Here is an 18,535-nt window from a genome sequence, read left to right as displayed (position 1 = left end):
AACTTGCGCCGGCCGCGGAGAAAAATAAATCGCCCTATCCCTGACCGATCTGGTATGATTGCACCTTCACGGCACCTGGCTTAACTTAATCCTTTTCTGCCGAGAGTCCAAGGAGGCATTATGTCTGAAAAAACATCCTACCGGATCGGTACCGAAGCCCTGCACGGCGGCCAGGACCCGGATCCGGCGACCAAATCACGCGCTGTCCCCATCTATCAGACCTCATCGTATGTCTTCGACTCCTCCGCTCATGCCGCACGGCTTTTCGCTCTGGAGGAGCCGGGCAACATCTATACCCGGATCATGAATCCGACGACGGATGTGCTGGAGAAACGACTTGCCGCCATGGACGGCGGCGTTGGGGCTCTGGCCGTGGCTTCCGGAACATCGGCCATTCTTCTGGCCATCCTGAATCTGGCCCGGGCGGGTGACAATATCGTCTCGACCAGTTTCCTTTACGGGGGCACCTACAATCTTTTCAACCACACCCTGCCCCGCATGGGGATCAAGGTCACCTTTGTCGACAGCTCCGACCCCGCCAATGTGGCCGCGGCCATCGACGACGGCACCAAGGCGATCTTTTCCGAGACCATCGGCAACCCGAAAAACAATGTCGATGACTTTGAGGCCCTGGCCGCCATCGCCCGGGAACATCGCATTCCCTTTATCGTCGACAACACGGTGGCGACTCCTGTGCTGTTTCGCCCCATCGACCATGGCGCCGATATCGTCTGCTACTCTCTGACCAAGTTTATCGGCGGCCACGGAACCTCACTGGGAGGGGCGGTTGTGGACAGCGGCCATTTCGACTGGTCGAGCGGCCGTTTTCCCGAATTCACCACCCCGGACCCGAGTTACCACGGGCTGATCTATCACGAGGCCCTGGGCAGCATGGCCTACATCGCCAAGATGCGGGTCACCCTGCTGCGCGACCTCGGCCCCTGCATCTCACCCTTCAACAGCTTTCTGCTTCTTCAGGGGCTGGAAACCCTGCCCGTGCGCATGCCCCGGCACTGCAGCAATGCCCTGGAACTGGCGCGGTTCCTCGAAGGACATCCTCAGGTGTCCTGGGTGAATTATCCCGGCCTGCCCAGCCACCCCGACCATCAGCGGGCCCTCCGTTACCTGCCCAAGGGCCAGGGCGGTATCCTCGGCTTCGGCATCAAGGGGGGCAAGGAAGCCGGTACCCGCTTTATCGATGCGGTGAAGCTGGCCAGTCATCTGGCCAACATCGGCGATGCCAAAACCCTGGTCATTCATCCGGCCTCGACCACTCATCAGCAATTGTCGCCGGAGCAGCAAAAAGCCACCGGAGTCAGTCCTGATTTTATCCGGGTCTCCGTCGGCATCGAGGACATCGAGGACATTATCGCTGATTTCGATCAGGCGTTGAAGGCAGCGGCCGTTGGCTCGTAGCTCGTAGCTCGTAGCTCGTAGCTCGTGGCTTGTGGCTTGTGGCTTGTGGCTTGTGGCTTGTGGCTTGTGGCTTGTGGCTTGTGGCTTGTGGCTTGTGGGCAAAGCATAATTCGGTGGCCAATTCTTTTGAGGTTTTTTTATTCTGATGTTGCCAAACTCCAAGAGCCAGGAGCCGGGAGCCGTTTTTCCGTCTTTCCACATCGTCCTCGTCGAACCGGAGATTCCGCCGAACACCGGCAACATCGCCCGCCTTTGCGGGGCCACCGGGACGGTTCTGCATCTGGTCGGCAAACTCGGTTTTTCTCTGGATGACCGTTATCTCAAGCGGGCCGGGCTCGACTACTGGGATGAGATCGTGTTGCAGCGGTGGGATTCTCTTGAGGAAATGTTGCGGCAGAATCCGGGTGCACGCTGCTGGTTCACTTCAAAAAAAGCCGCCAAAAGCCACATTGAAGCTGACTTTCAACCAGGGGATTTTCTCGTCTTCGGCAAGGAGACCCAGGGGCTTCCCGAGGCTCTTCTCGCCGCTCATCCGGAACAGGCCCTTCGCATCCCGATCTTCAACGAGCGGGTTCGAAGCCTCAATCTCTCCACGGCCGCCGGTATCGTTCTTTATGAAGCCTTACGGCAAACCGGGCGGTTGACTTAACCGCCGCAGATGGAAGTCGACATACAAAAAAGGCGCCCCTGCAGGCGCCTTTTTTGTTGATCAAGAATGGTTCCGCTATTCGATCCGGTTTTCGATCCGGATGTAGCGGCTCTTTTCCTGGATCACGTCGAACTGGTCGATTGTCTCGAGAGCAGCCCGAATATCGGCCTCCCTGGCCTCGTGGGTCATAATGACGATCGGCACCTTCTCCCCTTCCTGACGCTCCGGCTGGATCATCGAAGCGATGCTGATCTTGTATTCCCCCAGCACCCCCGAGAGTCGGGTCAGAACCCCCGGCTGATCGAGGACCGTGAAGCGCAGATAGTATTGGGTAACGATATCCTCCATCTTCCGCACGCCCAGTTCGGTCATGAATTCCGGTTTGCACCCCAGAGCGGGAGTACGATTGACGGCACCGGTCAAAACATCCCGGCTGATAGCCATGACATCGCCCATGACGGCGCTGGCGGTGGCATCCATACCGGCGCCCTGGCCATAAAACATGACCGGGCCGACGAAATCTCCCACCAGGCGCACGGCATTGAACACACCGCTGACCTGGGCCAAGGGATTGCCGGCGGGGACCATGGTTGGGTGAACACGGGCCTCGACCTGACCGTTGACCTGCCGGCCGATGGCCAAAAGCTTGATCTTGTAGCCGAATTCACGGGCGAATTCGATGTCGAGGGGGGTGACCTGCGAAATCCCCTCGATATGAATTTCGTCGAAGTTGATCGAGGTGCCGCAGCACAGAGAGATGAGAATGGCCAGCTTGTGCGCCGTATCCACCCCCTCGATATCAAAGGTGGGGTTGGCCTCCGCATATCCTTTGGCCTGGGCATCCTTGAGAACGGCGGCAAAATCGGCCCCCTCTTCGGTCATCCGGGTCAGGATGTAATTGCAGGTGCCGTTGAGGATGCCGAAAATCGACCGGAAACGGTTGACACACAGATTTTCCTTGATCGCCGAGAGGACCGGAATCCCCCCGCCCACGGATGCTTCGAACATCACCTCGACCCCTTTTTCGGCCGCGGCGGCGAAGATCTCGTTGCCATGTTTGGCCAGCAGAGCCTTGTTGGCGGTGACGACATGCTTGCCCTGGGCGATGGCCTTGAGCACAAAGGAGCGGGCCGGTTCATATCCGCCGATCAGTTCGATCACAATGTCGATCTCCGGATCGGTCAGCACCTGGTTGGCGTCGGTAGTCAGCAGTTCGGGGGAAACCTTGATGCCGCGGTCGGTGGTAATGTCCAGGTCGGCGATCCGAGCCAGAGTCAATCGGGCTCCAAGCCTTTGGGCCATCAGTTCCGAATTCTGCTGAAATACCTTGACGACGCCGACACCGATGGTGCCGAACCCCAGAAGTCCTACCCTGATCTCCTTCATAGCTCCCCCTGCTGATAATACGACCTGTCCTCAGAGACAGGTCGAGCCCTGATTCAAAAACCGTAATCTGCCCGGCTTTACCCGAAGGTCTCGAGAACGGTAAGATTGACCTGCTCGTCCTGACCGGGACCGAGCAAATCCTGCGCAAGGTCCTGCAGCCAGCCATCGTCCTGTTCGACCAGAGCCGAAAGACACAGGGCGATGCGCCGGAAACCGGCCCGCCGGCAATGTTCGAGGGCTCCTTCAATCAAACCGGAATAGGTGAAAGGCGCCAGATGGGACCTTTTTCCGCCGCCGGCAAACAGTGCCCAGGCAGCGTTCAGCTTGCCATTGCTCCGGACCAGAATGAATTCCCCGGGAGCGCCCCTGGCATTTCCATCAAGCAGCAGCCGGGTCAATACTCCATTGAGACGCCAGTCCAGAAGTTCGGCCGAACCCTGCAACGGGCGTTGATCCTCAAAAAAGAAAGCGGTCACCACATCGCCCGCGATCCTGTCGGGCGCCTGGTTCTCTATCCTCACGGGGCTCATCCCGAAGAAGCCCTGTAAATACGCGAAATCTTGTCGAGCAGACCGTTCACAAAGGAAGGTGTCTCTCCAGTACCGTAGCGTTTGCCGATCTCCACCGCTTCGTTGATCACTACGCTGGTCGGAACTTCAGGCATGAAGAGGATTTCATAACAGCTCATGCGCAAAATAGCCAGGTCAACCTTGGCCATCCGTTCGATCGACCAGTTGGTGGAGAATTCATCGATGATCCGGTCAATCTGATCCCGGTGCTGATAGAACCCATGGGCAAGAGCCTCAGCGAAGCTCCTTGCTTCGGAGGGAACGGGGGCGTTGGCGTCCTCCAGGGGTTCGCCGAGAACATCATTGCTGAAGCGGAAATTGTTCCAGAAGAGGTTGAGAACGGCCTGCATGTTCTCTGCCCCCTGATCGAAACAGTAAAGAATCTTTACGGCAAGTTCACGCCCCTGGCGCCGATACCCGATCTGCATCTTTATTGCAGTGCCTTGAATACGTTCAACATTTCAATGACGGCCAAGGCCGTCTCCGCGCCCTTGTTGCCGGCCTTGCTGCCGGCACGCTCGATGGCCTGCTCGATGGAGTCGGTGGTCAGGACGCCGAATCCAACCGGCATGCCGGAGTCGAGGCTAACGGAGGCGATACCCTTGGACACTTCCGCACAGACGTAGTCGAAGTGCGGGGTGGACCCGCGAATCACCGCTCCAAGGCAGATGATCCCTTCGTAACGACGGGAGTCGACCATCTTTTTCGCCGCCAGAGGGATTTCGAAGGCGCCCGGTACGCGAACGACCTCGATATCCTCCTCCTCGGCGCCGTGCCGAATCAGGGCATCCATCGCCCCTTCGAGGAGCCGCTCGCAGATGAAACTGTTGAAACGGCTGATGACAATGCCGATCTTCTGACCCTTGGCGTCAAGTTTGCCTTCGATGATTTTGACCATTTATCTATCTCCCGGATAGCGAAACCGTGTCTTGCAACCAGCATTAAAGATTTTCCAGCAGGTGCCCCAGCTTTTCGCGTTTGGTTTTCAGGTATTTTATGTTGGTGCAGGTCGGGGTCATCTCGACCGGCACCCGTTCGACGACCTCCAGACCATAACCTTCGAGGCCGACGATCTTTTTCGGGTTGTTGGTCATGAGGCGGATCTTGCGGACGCCGAGATCGAGCAGGATCTGCGCGCCGATGCCGTAATCCCGCAGGTCGGCCTTGAAGCCGAGGGCTTCGTTGGCTTCGACGGTATCATGACCGTCATCCTGCAAAGCATAGGCCTTCAGCTTGTTGATCAGGCCAATGCCACGACCTTCCTGCCGCATGTAGATGATGACGCCGCAACCCTCCGCAGCGATCTGGCACATGGCCGCATGAAGCTGATCGCCGCAGTCGCAGCGCATGGAGCCGAAGACATCGCCGGTCAGGCATTCGGAATGCACCCGAACCAAAACCGGTTTTTCCGGATCGATCTGCCCCTTGACCAGGGCGAGGTGCTGCAGATCGTCGACATCGTTTTCGTATCCGATGGCCAGAAATTCACCGCCGAAAGGGGTGGGAATGATGGTCTCGGCCCCCCGATGGACAAGGAGTTCCTTCTGCATCCGGTAGCTGACCAGATCGGCTATGGTTACGATCTTCAGATCGAACTTTTTGGCGAATTGCTCCAGTTGGGGCATGCGTGCCATCGTACCGTCGGGGTTCATGATCTCGCAAATCACACCGGCAGGCTTCAGGCCGGCCAGGCGGGCCAGGTCGACGGATCCTTCGGTCTGCCCCGCACGCACCAGAACGCCGCCTTTTTTCGCCCTCAGGGGGAAAACGTGGCCCGGTCGGGCCAGATCGCGGGCCGTGGTCTCGTCGGCAATCGCCACCTGGATGGTGGTGGCGCGGTCCTTGGCGGAGATGCCGGTGGTCACCCCGCGGCGCGCTTCGATGGAAACGGTAAAGGCGGTACCGAAGGAGGAGGAGTTCTCTCGCACCATAAGCGGAAGATCCAGGTGATTGGCACGCTCTTCCGTAAGAGAGAGGCAGATCAGACCGCATCCCTCCCTGGCCATGAAATTGATGGCCTCGGGGGTCACGAGTTCGGCGGCCATGGCCAGATCACCCTCATTTTCCCGATCCTCGTCGTCTACCAGGATAACCATTTTGCCCTGGCGGATATCTTCCAATGCTGCTTCTACTCTAGCTATAGGCATCTTTCACTTCTCCCTTTTCGCGACCCCGTAATATGTCACAGAAAACCGTGCTTGGCAAGGAAATCAAGGTCGACCGACCCCGAGGCCGGCTGACCGGTTTCCCGATACCGCAGCAGACGTTCCACATATTTTCCGAGGATATCCGTTTCGATGTTCACTCGCGATCCCGTCTTGCGGTCCTGCAAAGTCGTCTTGGCCAGCGAAAGGGGAATGATGGTCAAACTGAAGGTCTCCCTGCCCACGGCATTGACCGTCAGGCTGATGCCGTCGATACAGACCGACCCCTTTTCCACCAGGTAGCGGCTGAGAGTGGGGGGATTCTTGATGGTGAACCGGATTGTATTCCGTTCCTGAACCCGCTCGACCACCTGCCCGACGCCGTCGACGTGGCCGCTGACCAGGTGCCCCCCGAGCCGGTCACCCACACGCAGGGCCCGCTCAAGGTTTACCCTCTGACCTGTCTGGAGTTCTCCCAGGGTGGTCCTGGCGAGACTTTCCGGCGATACGTCGGCAGTAAACATCCCATCGCCCAGAGAGGTGACGGTCAGGCAGGCGCCGTTGACAGCGATGCTGTCGCCAATGCGGATCTCTGCCAGAGGCAGTGCCGTCGAAATGGTGATCCTGCCGCTGTCGCCGTCCCGTTGCAGCGTGCGAACGCTGCCAAGATCCTCGATCAGACCGGTGAACATCGTTTCACCTCCCCTTCGACCAGGATATCGTCCTCGAAACGCCGGATCCGAATGTCCTCCAGCTGCACGGCATCATCCAGCAGGGGAACCCCCTGACCGGCGAAAATCCCCTTTCCATCGCTGCCCCCGATCACTTTCGGCGCAATGAACACCATCATGCGGTCGATGAGGCCGGCCTTCAGAAAAGCGTGGTTGAGCACCGCCCCTCCTTCCAGCAGGATGCTTTGCACCCCCCGTCGCCCAAGTTTCCCCAGCAATTCGCAAAGATCGACCCGACCGTCGCGGGGTGGAAGGGCCAGGATCTCGACATTCTCCCGGGAGAGTTGCGGCCCCCTCTGCCTCAAGGCCTGTTCGGTGGTAGCGATCAGGGTGGGTGCTGAAGAAGTCTGGTTCAGCATGCGGGATTCAGATGGAATCCGCAAGCTCGAATCGACCACGATCCGCATGGCATCCCGGCCCGTTTTTCCGGGCAACCGGGTGGTCAGCAGGGGATCATCCTTGAGCACGGTTCCGATCCCGACCATGACGGCATCGAGGCGGTCCCGCAGATGATGGACATAGGCGCGGCTGGTGGCGTTGGTGATCCATTGGGAATCGCTGCTGGAGGTGGCCGTCTTGCCGTCAAGAGTCACGGCGCTTTTGAGAATGACGAAGGGCAGACCGGTGGTGACATGTTTGGCAAAGGGGGCGATCAGGCGGCGACAGTCCTTTTCCAGGAAACCACAGGCAACGTCCACCCCCCCCTGCCGCAGCCGGTTCAACCCCTGCCCGGCAACAAGGGGATTGGGATCCACGGTGCCGACGAAAACCCGCCGGATACCGGCGGCAAGGATCGCTTCGGTGCAGGGCCCGGTCCGGCCGTAGTGGGAACAGGGTTCGAGGGTGACGTAAAGATCGGCGCCCCGGGCTCGTTCCCCGGCGGCCTTCAGGGCGAAGATTTCGGCGTGGGGCTGGCCGGCCTGAGGGTGGTAGCCTTCCCCGATCACCTGGCCGTCGAGGACGACCACGGCGCCGACCGCAGGGTTCGGCCGGGTCCGCCCTTCACCCCGGCGGGCCTGGCACAGTGCCAGACGCATGAAATGGTCCACACCATGCATTTCAGGTTTCTTTCCGTCCCCCGCTATGAGCCAGAATGTCCTTCAATTCCGCCATGAACTCGTTGATATCCTTGAACTGCCGGTAGACGGAGGCAAAACGGACGTAGGCCACCTCATCGGTATCGTGCAGGGCATCCATGACCGCCTTGCCGATACGGCTCGATTCAACCTCGCGCTCCCCGCTCTCCTGCAGCTGACGTTCCAGTTGATCGACGATCTTTTCGATGGTGGAAATGGACACCGGCCTTTTTTCACAGGCGCGCTGGATTCCGGCGATCACCTTGAGGCGATCGAAGGGCTGACGGCGACCGTCTTTCTTAACCACCAGCGGCAGAATCTCCTCGACCCTTTCATAGGTGGTGAAACGCCGCTCGCACTGGATGCATTCCCGGCGCCGGCGAATGTTGTTTCCCTCCTTCCCCAGGCGGGAGTCGATGACCTTGGTATCGCCGAAATTGCAGAACGGACACTTCATGATCGTTCTTCCGTTTCGGTCCCGAACTGCTCCACCTCGATGCCGGATTCACGCAGCATTTCAACGGACAATTCGTCGGGATAACCCTCCAGGAACACAATCCGGACGATGCCGGCATTGATGATCATCTTGGAGCAGATGATGCAGGGAGAATTGGTGCAGTAGAGCGTGGCGCCGCTGATGTTGACACCGTGCTTGGCCGCCTGGATAATGGCGTTCTGTTCGGCGTGCAGCCCGCGACAGAGTTCGTGCCGTTCCCCGGAAGGCACACTGAGGCGGGCACGCAGGCAGCCTATTTCCTGGCAATGGCGGATCCCCGAGGGCGTTCCGTTGTATCCCGTAGCCAGGATATTTTTGTCCTTCACCAGAACGGCACCCACCTGCCGGCGCAGACAGGTGGACCGGCTGCCCACCAGGCGGGCGATTTCCATAAAATATTCTTCCCAGGAAGGACGATTCATTTACTTGAGCCGATGGGCATAGAGGGGGAATTTCTTGCAAAGATCCCGAACTTCACCTCTGATTTCCGCGAGCACTTCCGGCTTGTCCATATCGGAGATCGCCCGCGCGATCCATCCGGCCACCCGTTCCATCTCCGGCTCCTGAAGTCCACGGGTCGTGGTCGCCGGCGTTCCAAGGCGGATGCCGCTGGTCACGAAGGGAGAGCGGGTTTCAAAAGGCACCGTATTCTTGTTCACGGTGATCCCGGCCTCCTCCAGGGCGGCGGAAGCCATCTTTCCGGTAATTTCGGTACCGCTGAAATCGACCAGCATGAGGTGATTGTCAGTGCCGCCGGACACCAGATTGAAGCCGCGCTTGACCAATGCCTCGGCCAGCGCTTTGGCGTTTTTCACCACCTGGGCCGAGTACTCCCTGAACTCAGGGGACAGGGCTTCCTTGAAGGCCACCGCCTTAGCCGCGATGACATGCATCAACGGCCCGCCCTGGATGCCGGGGAAGATATTGCTGTCGATCTGCTTGGCGAACTCCTCCCGGCACAGCACCATACCGCCCCGGGGGCCGCGCAGGGTCTTGTGGGTGGTGGTGGTGACGAATTCCGCATGGGGGATCGGGCTGGGATGGAGACCGGCGGCAACCAGACCGGCGATGTGCGCCATATCGACCATAACCTTGGCGCCGACCTTGTCGGCAATCCGTCGGAAAGCCTCAAAATCGATAAGGCGGGGATAGGCGCTGGCCCCGGCCACGATCAGTTTCGGCCGGTGCTCGACGGCAAGACGCTCCAACTCGTCATAGTCGATGCGCCCGGTTTCCTTCTGCACTCCGTAGGAAACGATATTGTAGAGCTTACCGGAGAAATTGACCGGGGACCCGTGGGTCAGGTGTCCGCCATGGGCGAGGTTCATGCCAAGCACGGTATCGCCGGGCTGGCAGACGGCAAAGTAGACCGCCATGTTAGCCTGGGAGCCGGAGTGGGCCTGGACGTTGGCATGCTCCGCGCCAAACAGTTCCTTGGCCCTGGCGATGGCCAGATCCTCGACAATATCGACCTTTTCGCAGCCGCCGTAGAACCGCTTGCGGGGATAGCCTTCCGCGTACTTGTTGGTCATGACGGAACCCTGGGCTTCCATCACCCGCTCGCTGACAAAGTTTTCCGAAGCGATGAATTCCAGGTTGTATTCCTGCCGCTCGGTTTCCTGATAAATGGCCCGGCTGACTTCGGGGTCAAAACCTTCAAGCATTTCGGACATGCCTTTCCTCCGTGACTGATTTCGCTGTATGAGTAGGTCAAAAATACCGAATGGGCAGACCGCAGCCTGCCCATTCAATGCTGTTGGCCGGCGGTAACTCAGACGCGTCCGTTGCGGATATCGTCTTCGATCCGGGCAATTTTATCAAGGCGCTGCTGGTGTCTGCCCCCCTCGAAACCGGCATCCAGCCAGGTCCCGATCATTTTGCAGGCATTCTCAGCATCCAGGGTTCTCCCGCCAAGGACGAGAATATTGGCGTTGTTGTGTTCCTTGGCCATGCGGGCGGTAAATTCATCCCAGGCGAGAGCGGCCCTGACCCGGGGAAACTTGTTGGCCACAATCGACATGCCTATGCCGGTTCCGCAGATCAATATGCCCTTTTCGGCCTCTCCGCGGGACACGGCCCGACCCACCATGATGCCGAAGTCCGGGTAGTCCACCGAATCTCCGTTGTAGGTGCCGAGATCGCGGACCTCACAGCCTCGCTCCCGGAGGAACTCCTTGATCCGTTCCTTCAGCTCGAGCCCGCCGTGGTCGCTGGCAACGATCAGCATTTCGGCCTCCTCAAACCTTTTTGAACAAAAGCGTGGCGTTGGTCCCGCCGAAGCCGAAGGAGTTGGACATGGCAATCCTGACCTCCGCCTGCCGGGCCTGATTAGGCACGTAGTCCAGATCGCAATCCGGATCGGGCTCTTCGTAGTTGATGGTCGGAGGCACCGCCCCTTTTACCATGGTCAACAGGGAATAGACGGCCTCAATGCCGCCAGCGGCGCCGAGGGCATGACCGGTCATGCTCTTGGTGGAGCTGACCATGGTTTTCGCGGCATGGTTGCCGAGAACCGTCTTGATCGCCATGGTTTCATACAGGTCGTTGAAAGGTGTTGACGTGCCGTGGGCGTTGATATAATCGACCTGGTCCGGATTAACGCCGGCCCGATCGAGAGCCATCTTCATGCATCTTGCAGCACCTTCCCCTCCGGGGGCCGGTGCGGTCAGATGATGGGCGTCGCCGCTCAGCCCGTATCCCGCGATTTCGCCGTAAATACGGGCACCGCGCTTGCGGGCACTTTCATACTCTTCCAGAATGACGATGCCGGCCCCTTCAGACATGATGAAGCCGTCGCGATTCTTTTCAAAAGGACGACTGGCGGCTTCGGGGTCGTCATTGCGGGTGGACAGGGCGCGCATCACATTGAACCCTCCCACGCCGAGACCGGTAATGGTGGATTCGGCGCCACCGGCAATCATGGCATCGGCATCGCCGCGGACGATCATATGATAGGCGTCACCGATGGAATGGGTCCCTGTGGCGCAGGCGGAGACGGAGGAAAGATTAGGCCCTTTTGCCCCAAAACGCATGGAAATGTGACCCGGGGCAAGGTTAATGATCAGCATCGGTATGAAGAAAGGAGAAATCTTCTTGTACCCGCCCTCGAGCATCGCCTGGTGATATTTTTCGATGGTCGGAAGTCCGCCCAGTCCTGCTCCGACCAGAACCCCGACCCTCTCCGCATTGGCTTCGGTGATCTGCAGACCGGAGTCCTGCATGGCCTCTTCGGCTGCCCCGAGGGCATACTGGATGAAGAGATCCATCTTCTTGGTCTCTTTCTTGGGGATGAAGTCGTCAGGATTGAAATCCTTGACCTCCCCGGCGATCTGGGTCGGGAACTCCGAGGCGTCGAACCGGGTAATCCGCCCGATGCCGGATTTGCCCTGCATCAGGGCATCCCAATTTTTGGCTACCCCGGTACCAAGGGGAGAAACGACGCCAAGCCCGGTTACGACGACTCTTCGCATAAATTCTCTGTCTCCTTACGGTAAAGCCGACATCAAAGTCGGCTTCCCGGTATCTTCGAACAACCGGCGCCGGCCTCGGAGGCCGCAGCGGTCGGTATCTGACGATTGAAATGGGAGGAAACTGACGTTTCCTCCACATTTTCCGTAATTCTAGTACAAATCAGGAATTCTCGGCAATATAGTCGATAGCATCCTGAACGGTGGCGATTTTTTCGGCATCTTCGTCGGAAATCTCGATGTCGAACTCCTCCTCGAGAGCCATGACGAGTTCCACGGTATCGAGAGAGTCGGCGCCAAGATCGTCCATGAAGGATGCGTCACCGGTCACCTGGTCTTCGTCCACCCCGAGTTGTTCCGCCACAATCTGTTTCACTTTTTCCTCAATAGAAGCCATTTGCTTCACCTCCTTTTTGTTGTTCGGACCGATACCATGATCGGACGTGTAAACCCTGCAAGTGTCGGGCTTTTACGAATAAAGCCCGGGCTAGTTACATATACATGCCGCCGTTGACCCCGAGGACCTGGCCGGTGATGTATCCGGCAGCCTCGGACGCCAGGAAGGCGACAGCATGAGCGATATCTTCGGCTTCCCCGAAGCGACCGAGCGGGATCTGCCCCTGCAGCTCGTCCCTGACCTTTTCGGTCAGGCCGTCAGTCATGTCGGTCACAATGAATCCGGGGGTGATGGCATTGACGGTGACGTCCCGTTTGGACAGCTCACGGGCGACGGACTTGGTCAGGCCGATCATGCCGGCCTTGCTGGCACAATAATTGGCCTGTCCGGCGTTTCCCATTTCCCCCACCACAGAAGAGATATTGATGATCCGTCCATAGCGCTGTTTCCCCATCAGCTTGGCGGCAGCCCGGCAACAGAGAAATGCACCTTTGAGATTGGTGTTCATCACCGCATCCCAATCCTCCTCCTTCATCCGCATCAGCAGCCCGTCGCGGGTGATGCCGGCGTTGTTAACCAGAATGTCGACCCGTCCGAAAGTCTTGGCCGCCTCGTCGAAGAGCCGCTCCACATCGGCGGCCAGGGCGACGTCGCCGGGAACTGCCAGAGCTTCGCCGCCCTTGCTGCGAATTTCGTCCACCAGCCCGTCCAGAAGTTCGGCATTGCGGGCCGAGGCCACAATCCTGGCGCCGCCGGCAGCAAGATGCAAGGCAATGGCCCGTCCTATACCTCGGGACGCGCCGGTCACCACGGCTACTCTTTCATTGAACATTCGGTTTCTCCCTGTTTCCGGTCCAGACTACAGGTCCTTGAGTCCGGCTGCATCCTGGACATTCTGAATGACGGCGCCCTTGGCAATCCGCTTGATCAGCCCGGACAGTACCTTCCCGGGACCGATCTCGACGAACCTTTCCACCCCCAGTTGAACCATGACCGACACCGATTCATCCCAACGAACCGGCGCACTGACCTGGCTGACCAGCAGTGAACGAACCCTTTCCGGGTCCTGGTTGGGGGACGCCTCGACGTTGCTCACCACAGGGTGCCTCATGGGACCCACGACAACATTCTGCAGCACCTCCTGCAGCCGATCGGCGGCAGGGACCATCAGGGAAGAATGAAAGGGCGCGCTGACAGGCAGGACCATGGCGCGTTTGGCGCCCCTCTCCCCTGCCAGCTTGATGGCTCTTTCAACAGCGGCGACATGACCCGCAATCACGACCTGCCCCGGGCTGTTGAAGTTGGCGGGGGCGACTATCTCTCCCTGGGCCGCCTCGCTGCAGACAGCTTCCAATACAGTATTATCCAGCCCCATGATCGCGGCCATGGTCCCGACGCCTACAGGTACCGCCTCCTGCATGAAGGTACCGCGCTGCCGCACCGTCCGAACGGCATCGGCAAAACTCAGGGCACCGGCGCAGACAAGCGCGGAATACTCGCCCAGCGAATGACCCGCCGAAAAGTCGGCCTGCATTCCGCATTCCGTTTCCACCACCCGCAAAGCGGCGACGCTGACGGTAACGATGGCCGGCTGGGTATTGGCCGTCAGCTTCAGTTCCTCTTCGGGTCCATCGAAACAGAGCCTGGCCAGATTGATGCCGAGACTGTCGTTGGCTTCTTCGAAAACCTGTCGGGCCGCCGGGAAGTTGTCGGCCAGGTCCTTGCCCATGCCGGCGAACTGCGATCCCTGTCCGGGAAAGACAAAAGCAACCATTTCTGCCCTAATCTCCTTACTCTTCAATTCAGCCAGGGTCCTGTCCCTTGCCGCCGTCTCACCACCGGATCAGGGCCGATCCCCAGGTGAAGCCGGCGCCGAAGGCATCCATCAAAATGATATTGCCGGGATTCAGGCTGCCGTTCCGGTTGATCTCGTCCAGGGCCACAGGTATCGAGGCCCCCGACGTGTTGCCAACCCGGGACACGTTGACCACCAGTTTTTCCAGGGGCAATTCAAGACGTTTCGCAGCAGCCTCGATGATCCTGTTGTTGGCTTGGTGGGGTATGAACCAGTCGATATCGTCCACGGTCATACCGTTGGCGCCCAAAGCCTCGATGGCCACTTCGTAGAGGGAGCGCACGGCGACCTTGAAAACCTCGTTCCCCTTCATTTGCAGATAGGGGGGCTGGGCTGTGCCGCCTTTTCCGTCGTAGGGATTGCGCGAGCCGAAGCCAGGCTGGTACAAGAGTTCCCAGAAAGAACCGTCGGAGTGCAGGTGAGTGGACAGAATTCCCCGATCACCCTCCTGCTGTTCCAGTACCACGGCTCCCGCCGCGTCCCCGAACAGGACGCAGGTCGCACGATCCTCCCAGTCGACAATGCGACTGAAGATTTCGGCGCCGATGACCAGGGCGCGCCGAGCCGACCCAGACCGCAGAAAATTGTCGGCTGTGGCCAGACCGTAGAGGAACCCGCTGCAGGCAGCCGAAACATCGAAGGCGAAAGCACGATCGGCCCCGATCAAAGTCTGGACCATGCAAGCTGTTGCCGGCCAGCTGAAATCCCCCGTAACCGTAGCCACAACGATGAGATCGATATCACCGGCGGTCAAACCGGCCATTTCCAGGGCACGCCGGGCAGCCTGAGCGGCCAGGTCGGAAGTGTGCTCTTTCTCGCCGGCAATCCGTCTTTCACTGATGCCGGTCCTGGTCACGATCCACTCATCCGACGTGTCGAGGATCTGTTCCAGATCCTTATTGGTGAGCACGCGTTCAGGCAAAAAGGAGCCTGTCCCGATGATCCTGCTGTATTTCATGTGGCTACTCCTCGGCAGCTCAGGCCGAATACCCCTTCTGTTCGGGCGCCACTTTTGTCGCCTCTCCGATCAGAGTTTCCTGTTGGCAACCCTGGAGCTGAGCAACCAGCCGTTCGTTGACCCCTTGAGCCACCGATTCCCGCGCCATGCCGATCGCGTTCATTATCGCCCGGGGATTCGATCCGCCGTGGCAGATCATCCCGGTTCCCTGTATGCCCAGAAGCGGGGCGCCGCCATATTCGGCGTAATCGACCCTTTTCTTGAAGGCCTTGAACGCCGGCCGGGCCAGGATATAGCCAATTTTGGCCAGAAAGCGACGGGAAATTTCTTTTCGCAGCATGACGCCTATGGCCTCTGCCAGTCCTTCGGAAACCTTGAGAACCACGTTGCCGACAAACCCGTCACAGACCACCACATCGACCGAGCCGTTGTAGATATCCCGCCCCTCAACGAATCCGACATAGTTCAGATTTGAATTCTTGAGCAGACGATGAGCTTCGCGGATCAGGTCGTTGCCCTTGCTTTCCTCTTCACCGTTGGCCAGCAGCCCGACCCTTGCCCGGACCTTGCCCAGCACAGAGTGGGCGTAGACATCCCCCATGGTTGCGAACTGGGCCAGATGAAGGGGTTTGCAGTCGACATTGCCGCCGGCATCGAGGACTACCGTCTGATCTTTCAGATTAGGCAAAATGGTGGCAATGGCAGGTCTGTCGATATTCGAAATGCGTTTCAGCAGAAACATCCCGACCGCCATGGTGGCCCCTGAATTTCCGGCGCTCACCACGGCGTGGGCCCGCCCGCTCTGGACAAGCTCAAAAGCGACTCTGATCGAAGAATTTTTCTTTTTGCGCACGGCATCGGAAGCCGAATCATGCATTCCGACAACTTCGCTGGCATGCTGAATTGAGATGTCGAGCCCCTGCCATGAATGACGTGACAGACAGGCCTCAATGCGTTCCGTATCACCCACCAGGATGACCGAGACTCCCCACCGTCGTGCCGCGGCGACAGCGCCTTCCACCTCAACGTCCGGGGCATTGTCCCCGCCCATGGCGTCGACGGCAACTATGATCCGTTCTTTCAAAAATTGCGCCCTCTATTCAGCGGTTTCAGTGACGGCCTTACCCTTGTAGGTACCACAGCTGCTGCAGACATGATGGGGTTGCTTGGGTTCCTTGCACTGAGGGCAGACAGAAATGCCGGGGGCCGTCAGAAAATCGTGGGCGCGACGCATATCTCTTTTGGACTTGGAGGTTTTCTTCTTGGGTACAGCCATTTGATGTGCTCCTTTTTTACCACCGGCTTGGCGGTCGTCATATTTTTCGCCTGCCCCCTGATCGACAGCCGGGCGGGACATTGAATTAATAGGAGAAGGCTACTTCTTCTTTTTGACCTTGAAATCCTTCAGAACCGAAAACTTGATGTTGAAATCGCCGCGATCACATCCGCAGTCTCCGAGGTTGAGATCAGCGCCGCATTGAGAACAGAGCCCTTTGCATTCCGGCCGGCACAGCGGGCGGACCGGGAGGGCCATCACCACCTGCTCCTGAATCGCGTCGGTCAGATCAATTTCGTCACCCTGGAAAAGAATCAGACCCATATCCTCGGCAGTCAACTCCGCCCCTTCTTCTTCCTCATCCTGAACTTCGGGCAACTGCCGGGTGAAGGCGACGGCAAAACCCTCTTCCACCTTCAGATCGAATTCATTCAGACAGCGGCTGCAGGGGAAACGGGCGATGGTTTCGACCTGCCCCTCAACTTCGACCATCTCCTGCAGGCGGAAGGCCCGCAGGTGTACCTTCACCGGAGAGGGGAAGCAACATTCTCCTGCCTCTTCCATCTCCCGAAGAACGGGGAAGGTCTCGGGGGACTCTTCCAGATCGAGAATCAGCCCAGGGGCTTTTATCCGTTCGATTTGAATGAGCAATCCCATTGTCTCCACCGTCGCGAATAAGCGCGTAGTATAAAGCTTGCCCCTGCTTTGTCAAGGAAAATCAGACCATTGAAAGCCCGTCCTTACGCCGCTTGCAGGGCCTTCGGGCTCTCCCTCGATTCACCTCGGATAACAATACTGTACCATCCGCCGTGACCGGATGGTCACTAACTAGCTCATCCGCCGACTCAATGCAAGGGTTTATTTCAGTAGCGGTACAAAGATTTTCCATTTCCTTGCATTCCGATAAAGACTGGGTTAGAAAGGCTCGGGTGTTCCCTCCCCGACACACATCACCACTTTTTAAATAAACACACACCCGGAGGACGACATGGAAATGGATTCCGCTGGCAAATCTTTTATTTCCCTTCTCGGCATCATGTCCAGGCTCCGCTCGCCAGAAGGCTGCCCATGGGATGCGCAGCAAACACCGGAAAGCCTGAAACCCTATCTTCTGGAAGAGGCCTACGAGCTTCTGGAAGCGATAGACGATGGAAATTCTGATGCTGTCCGTGAAGAGCTGGGCGACCTGCTGCTGCAGATCGTGTTTCAGGCCCGCATCTATGAAGAAAGAGGTGAATTTGACATCCGGAATGTGGTCGAGGGCATTGCTGAAAAACTCGTTCGACGGCATCCCCATGTCTTTTCCGACGCCCGCTGCCGCACACCGGAAGAGGTTACCGTCCAGTGGGAAAACATCAAAGCCCAGGAAAAGTCATCTGCAAGCAGCGCCGGGAAGTCCGTCCTCGGGCAGGTCCCGCAGGCCCTCCCCGCCCTGATGCGAGCAAGCAAGCTGACCGCCCGCGCAAGTAGAGCGGGATTCGATTGGCCGAAAGTGGATGGTGTTTTTGCAAAGGTTCATGAGGAGATTGCCGAGTTTGAGGCCGCTCTTCAGTCAGGGGATCAGCAGTCCATGGAAAATGAGCTGGGGGACATGCTGTTTGCCATCGCCAATCTGGGTCGGTTTCTGAACATAGATCCCGAAGGCGCACTGCGCAAAACCATTGACCGGTTCATTTTTCGGTTTTCCCATATCGAAAAGACCCTGGGTGAAACCGGTCGTCATTTTCAGGACACCTCACTGGAGGAAATGAGCGAGCTTTGGCAATCGGCCAAAAAACTGGAAGACGAAAAACAGACTCGGGACTAAAAACAACGGTCAATCAATCGACTCGCCACCTTTTCAACAAAAGCTGTGGACCCTCTGTGAACAACCCTGTTTACAGACGGCCATGACCTGCACTCCAGCGGGCACCCAACAACATGCCCAATATTTAGGCACATAGTTAAGTCATTGAATTCTAAAAGCTTACGCATCTGCATTGACTGTTCAAGGAAACACCCGGGCGGTCTTTCCGAATTGACCACAAGTTTTGCGGTTATTTCCTATCCCATCGGGCAAACCCCGATTTTTCGGCGTCTTTACAACAGAGATTACGAGAGCTAATAGACGTGAAA

General features: G+C 58.3%; 22 protein-coding genes. 3 read left to right on the top strand and 19 right to left on the bottom strand.

Annotated features, from left to right (window positions below; translation table 11 throughout):
* The first annotated feature begins 120 nt into the window (after nt 1-120).
* Both R2940_04895 and R2940_04890 read left to right on the top strand, forming a co-directional pair.
* Nucleotides 121-1,416, top strand: a complete 1,296-nt coding sequence (locus tag R2940_04895; GenBank protein ID MEZ4599110.1) for an O-acetylhomoserine aminocarboxypropyltransferase/cysteine synthase family protein — start codon at nt 121-123, stop codon at nt 1,414-1,416.
* A gap of 145 nt (nt 1,417-1,561) precedes the next feature.
* A complete protein-coding gene (locus R2940_04890; GenBank protein MEZ4599109.1) occupies nt 1,562-2,065 on the top strand; it encodes a tRNA (cytidine(34)-2'-O)-methyltransferase in 504 nt (167 codons plus the stop codon).
* A 75-nt stretch (nt 2,066-2,140) separates the two neighbouring features.
* Here the strand turns inward: R2940_04890 and R2940_04885 are convergent, their stop codons facing one another.
* The 19 genes from R2940_04885 to R2940_04795 form a co-directional block, all read right to left on the bottom strand.
* Nucleotides 2,141-3,451, bottom strand: coding sequence for a homoserine dehydrogenase (locus tag R2940_04885; protein ID MEZ4599108.1), 1,311 nt, complete (start codon nt 3,449-3,451; stop codon nt 2,141-2,143).
* A 77-nt stretch (nt 3,452-3,528) separates the two neighbouring features.
* Nucleotides 3,529-3,972 (bottom strand): M17 family peptidase N-terminal domain-containing protein, encoded by a 444-nt coding sequence (locus R2940_04880; protein MEZ4599107.1) that lies wholly within the window; start codon nt 3,970-3,972, stop codon nt 3,529-3,531.
* A 5-nt stretch (nt 3,973-3,977) separates the two neighbouring features.
* Nucleotides 3,978-4,448 (bottom strand): transcription antitermination factor NusB, encoded by a 471-nt coding sequence (nusB, locus tag R2940_04875; protein ID MEZ4599106.1) that lies wholly within the window; start codon nt 4,446-4,448, stop codon nt 3,978-3,980.
* Between the two features lie 2 nt (nt 4,449-4,450).
* On the bottom strand, nt 4,451-4,918 hold the full coding sequence (gene ribE, locus R2940_04870; GenBank protein MEZ4599105.1) for a 6,7-dimethyl-8-ribityllumazine synthase: 468 nt from the start codon (nt 4,916-4,918) through the stop codon (nt 4,451-4,453).
* A gap of 43 nt (nt 4,919-4,961) precedes the next feature.
* Nucleotides 4,962-6,167 (bottom strand): bifunctional 3,4-dihydroxy-2-butanone-4-phosphate synthase/GTP cyclohydrolase II, encoded by a 1,206-nt coding sequence (locus R2940_04865; protein ID MEZ4599104.1) that lies wholly within the window; start codon nt 6,165-6,167, stop codon nt 4,962-4,964.
* 35 nt (nt 6,168-6,202) lie between these two features.
* Nucleotides 6,203-6,856, bottom strand: a complete 654-nt coding sequence (locus R2940_04860) for a riboflavin synthase (protein MEZ4599103.1) — start codon at nt 6,854-6,856, stop codon at nt 6,203-6,205.
* Complete coding sequence (ribD, locus tag R2940_04855; GenBank protein MEZ4599102.1) at nt 6,841-7,953, bottom strand: bifunctional diaminohydroxyphosphoribosylaminopyrimidine deaminase/5-amino-6-(5-phosphoribosylamino)uracil reductase RibD; 1,113 nt, start codon at nt 7,951-7,953, stop codon at nt 6,841-6,843. Before ribD ends, R2940_04860 begins: the two co-directional genes overlap by 16 nt.
* Before the next feature lies 1 nt (nt 7,954).
* The gene (nrdR, locus tag R2940_04850; protein ID MEZ4599101.1) at nt 7,955-8,428 is read right to left on the bottom strand and encodes a transcriptional regulator NrdR; all 474 of its coding nucleotides are present in this window, start codon (nt 8,426-8,428) and stop codon (nt 7,955-7,957) included.
* A complete protein-coding gene (locus R2940_04845; protein MEZ4599100.1) occupies nt 8,425-8,889 on the bottom strand; it encodes a cytidine/deoxycytidylate deaminase family protein in 465 nt (154 codons plus the stop codon). Before R2940_04845 ends, nrdR begins: the two co-directional genes overlap by 4 nt.
* Nucleotides 8,890-10,140 carry a serine hydroxymethyltransferase gene (gene glyA, locus R2940_04840; GenBank protein ID MEZ4599099.1) on the bottom strand — a complete coding sequence of 417 codons (1,251 nt, stop codon included), beginning with the start codon at nt 10,138-10,140 and terminating at the stop codon, nt 8,890-8,892.
* A gap of 98 nt (nt 10,141-10,238) precedes the next feature.
* On the bottom strand, nt 10,239-10,694 hold the full coding sequence (rpiB, locus tag R2940_04835) for a ribose 5-phosphate isomerase B (GenBank protein MEZ4599098.1): 456 nt from the start codon (nt 10,692-10,694) through the stop codon (nt 10,239-10,241).
* A gap of 10 nt (nt 10,695-10,704) precedes the next feature.
* On the bottom strand, nt 10,705-11,937 hold the full coding sequence (gene fabF / locus R2940_04830; protein MEZ4599097.1) for a beta-ketoacyl-ACP synthase II: 1,233 nt from the start codon (nt 11,935-11,937) through the stop codon (nt 10,705-10,707).
* Nucleotides 11,938-12,097: 160 nt separating this feature from the next.
* Nucleotides 12,098-12,331 (bottom strand): acyl carrier protein, encoded by a 234-nt coding sequence (gene acpP, locus R2940_04825; protein ID MEZ4599096.1) that lies wholly within the window; start codon nt 12,329-12,331, stop codon nt 12,098-12,100.
* 94 nt (nt 12,332-12,425) lie between these two features.
* On the bottom strand, nt 12,426-13,163 hold the full coding sequence (gene fabG / locus R2940_04820) for a 3-oxoacyl-[acyl-carrier-protein] reductase (protein ID MEZ4599095.1): 738 nt from the start codon (nt 13,161-13,163) through the stop codon (nt 12,426-12,428).
* Between the two features lie 27 nt (nt 13,164-13,190).
* Nucleotides 13,191-14,105: an ACP S-malonyltransferase gene (gene fabD / locus R2940_04815; GenBank protein MEZ4599094.1), complete on the bottom strand. Its 915-nt coding sequence runs from the start codon at nt 14,103-14,105 to the stop codon at nt 13,191-13,193.
* 58 nt (nt 14,106-14,163) lie between these two features.
* Nucleotides 14,164-15,144 (bottom strand): beta-ketoacyl-ACP synthase III, encoded by a 981-nt coding sequence (locus R2940_04810; protein MEZ4599093.1) that lies wholly within the window; start codon nt 15,142-15,144, stop codon nt 14,164-14,166.
* Between the two features lie 19 nt (nt 15,145-15,163).
* Nucleotides 15,164-16,228 carry a phosphate acyltransferase PlsX gene (gene plsX / locus R2940_04805; protein MEZ4599092.1) on the bottom strand — a complete coding sequence of 355 codons (1,065 nt, stop codon included), beginning with the start codon at nt 16,226-16,228 and terminating at the stop codon, nt 15,164-15,166.
* Between the two features lie 12 nt (nt 16,229-16,240).
* Nucleotides 16,241-16,420 (bottom strand): 50S ribosomal protein L32, encoded by a 180-nt coding sequence (rpmF, locus tag R2940_04800; protein MEZ4599091.1) that lies wholly within the window; start codon nt 16,418-16,420, stop codon nt 16,241-16,243.
* Nucleotides 16,421-16,519: 99 nt separating this feature from the next.
* Nucleotides 16,520-17,071, bottom strand: a complete 552-nt coding sequence (locus R2940_04795; protein ID MEZ4599090.1) for a DUF177 domain-containing protein — start codon at nt 17,069-17,071, stop codon at nt 16,520-16,522.
* A 337-nt stretch (nt 17,072-17,408) separates the two neighbouring features.
* Here R2940_04795 and mazG point away from each other — a divergent pair, with 337 nt between their 5' ends.
* On the top strand, nt 17,409-18,227 hold the full coding sequence (gene mazG / locus R2940_04790; GenBank protein MEZ4599089.1) for a nucleoside triphosphate pyrophosphohydrolase: 819 nt from the start codon (nt 17,409-17,411) through the stop codon (nt 18,225-18,227).
* Nucleotides 18,228-18,535: the final 308 nt, after the last annotated feature.

The sequence above is a fragment of the Syntrophotaleaceae bacterium genome (genome assembly GCA_041390365.1).
In the GTDB taxonomy this organism is placed as follows: Bacteria; Desulfobacterota; Desulfuromonadia; order Desulfuromonadales; family Syntrophotaleaceae; genus JAWKQB01.
The sequence above is the reverse complement of the archived record's forward strand: the minus strand, read 5'-3'. Positions and strand labels throughout refer to the sequence as shown.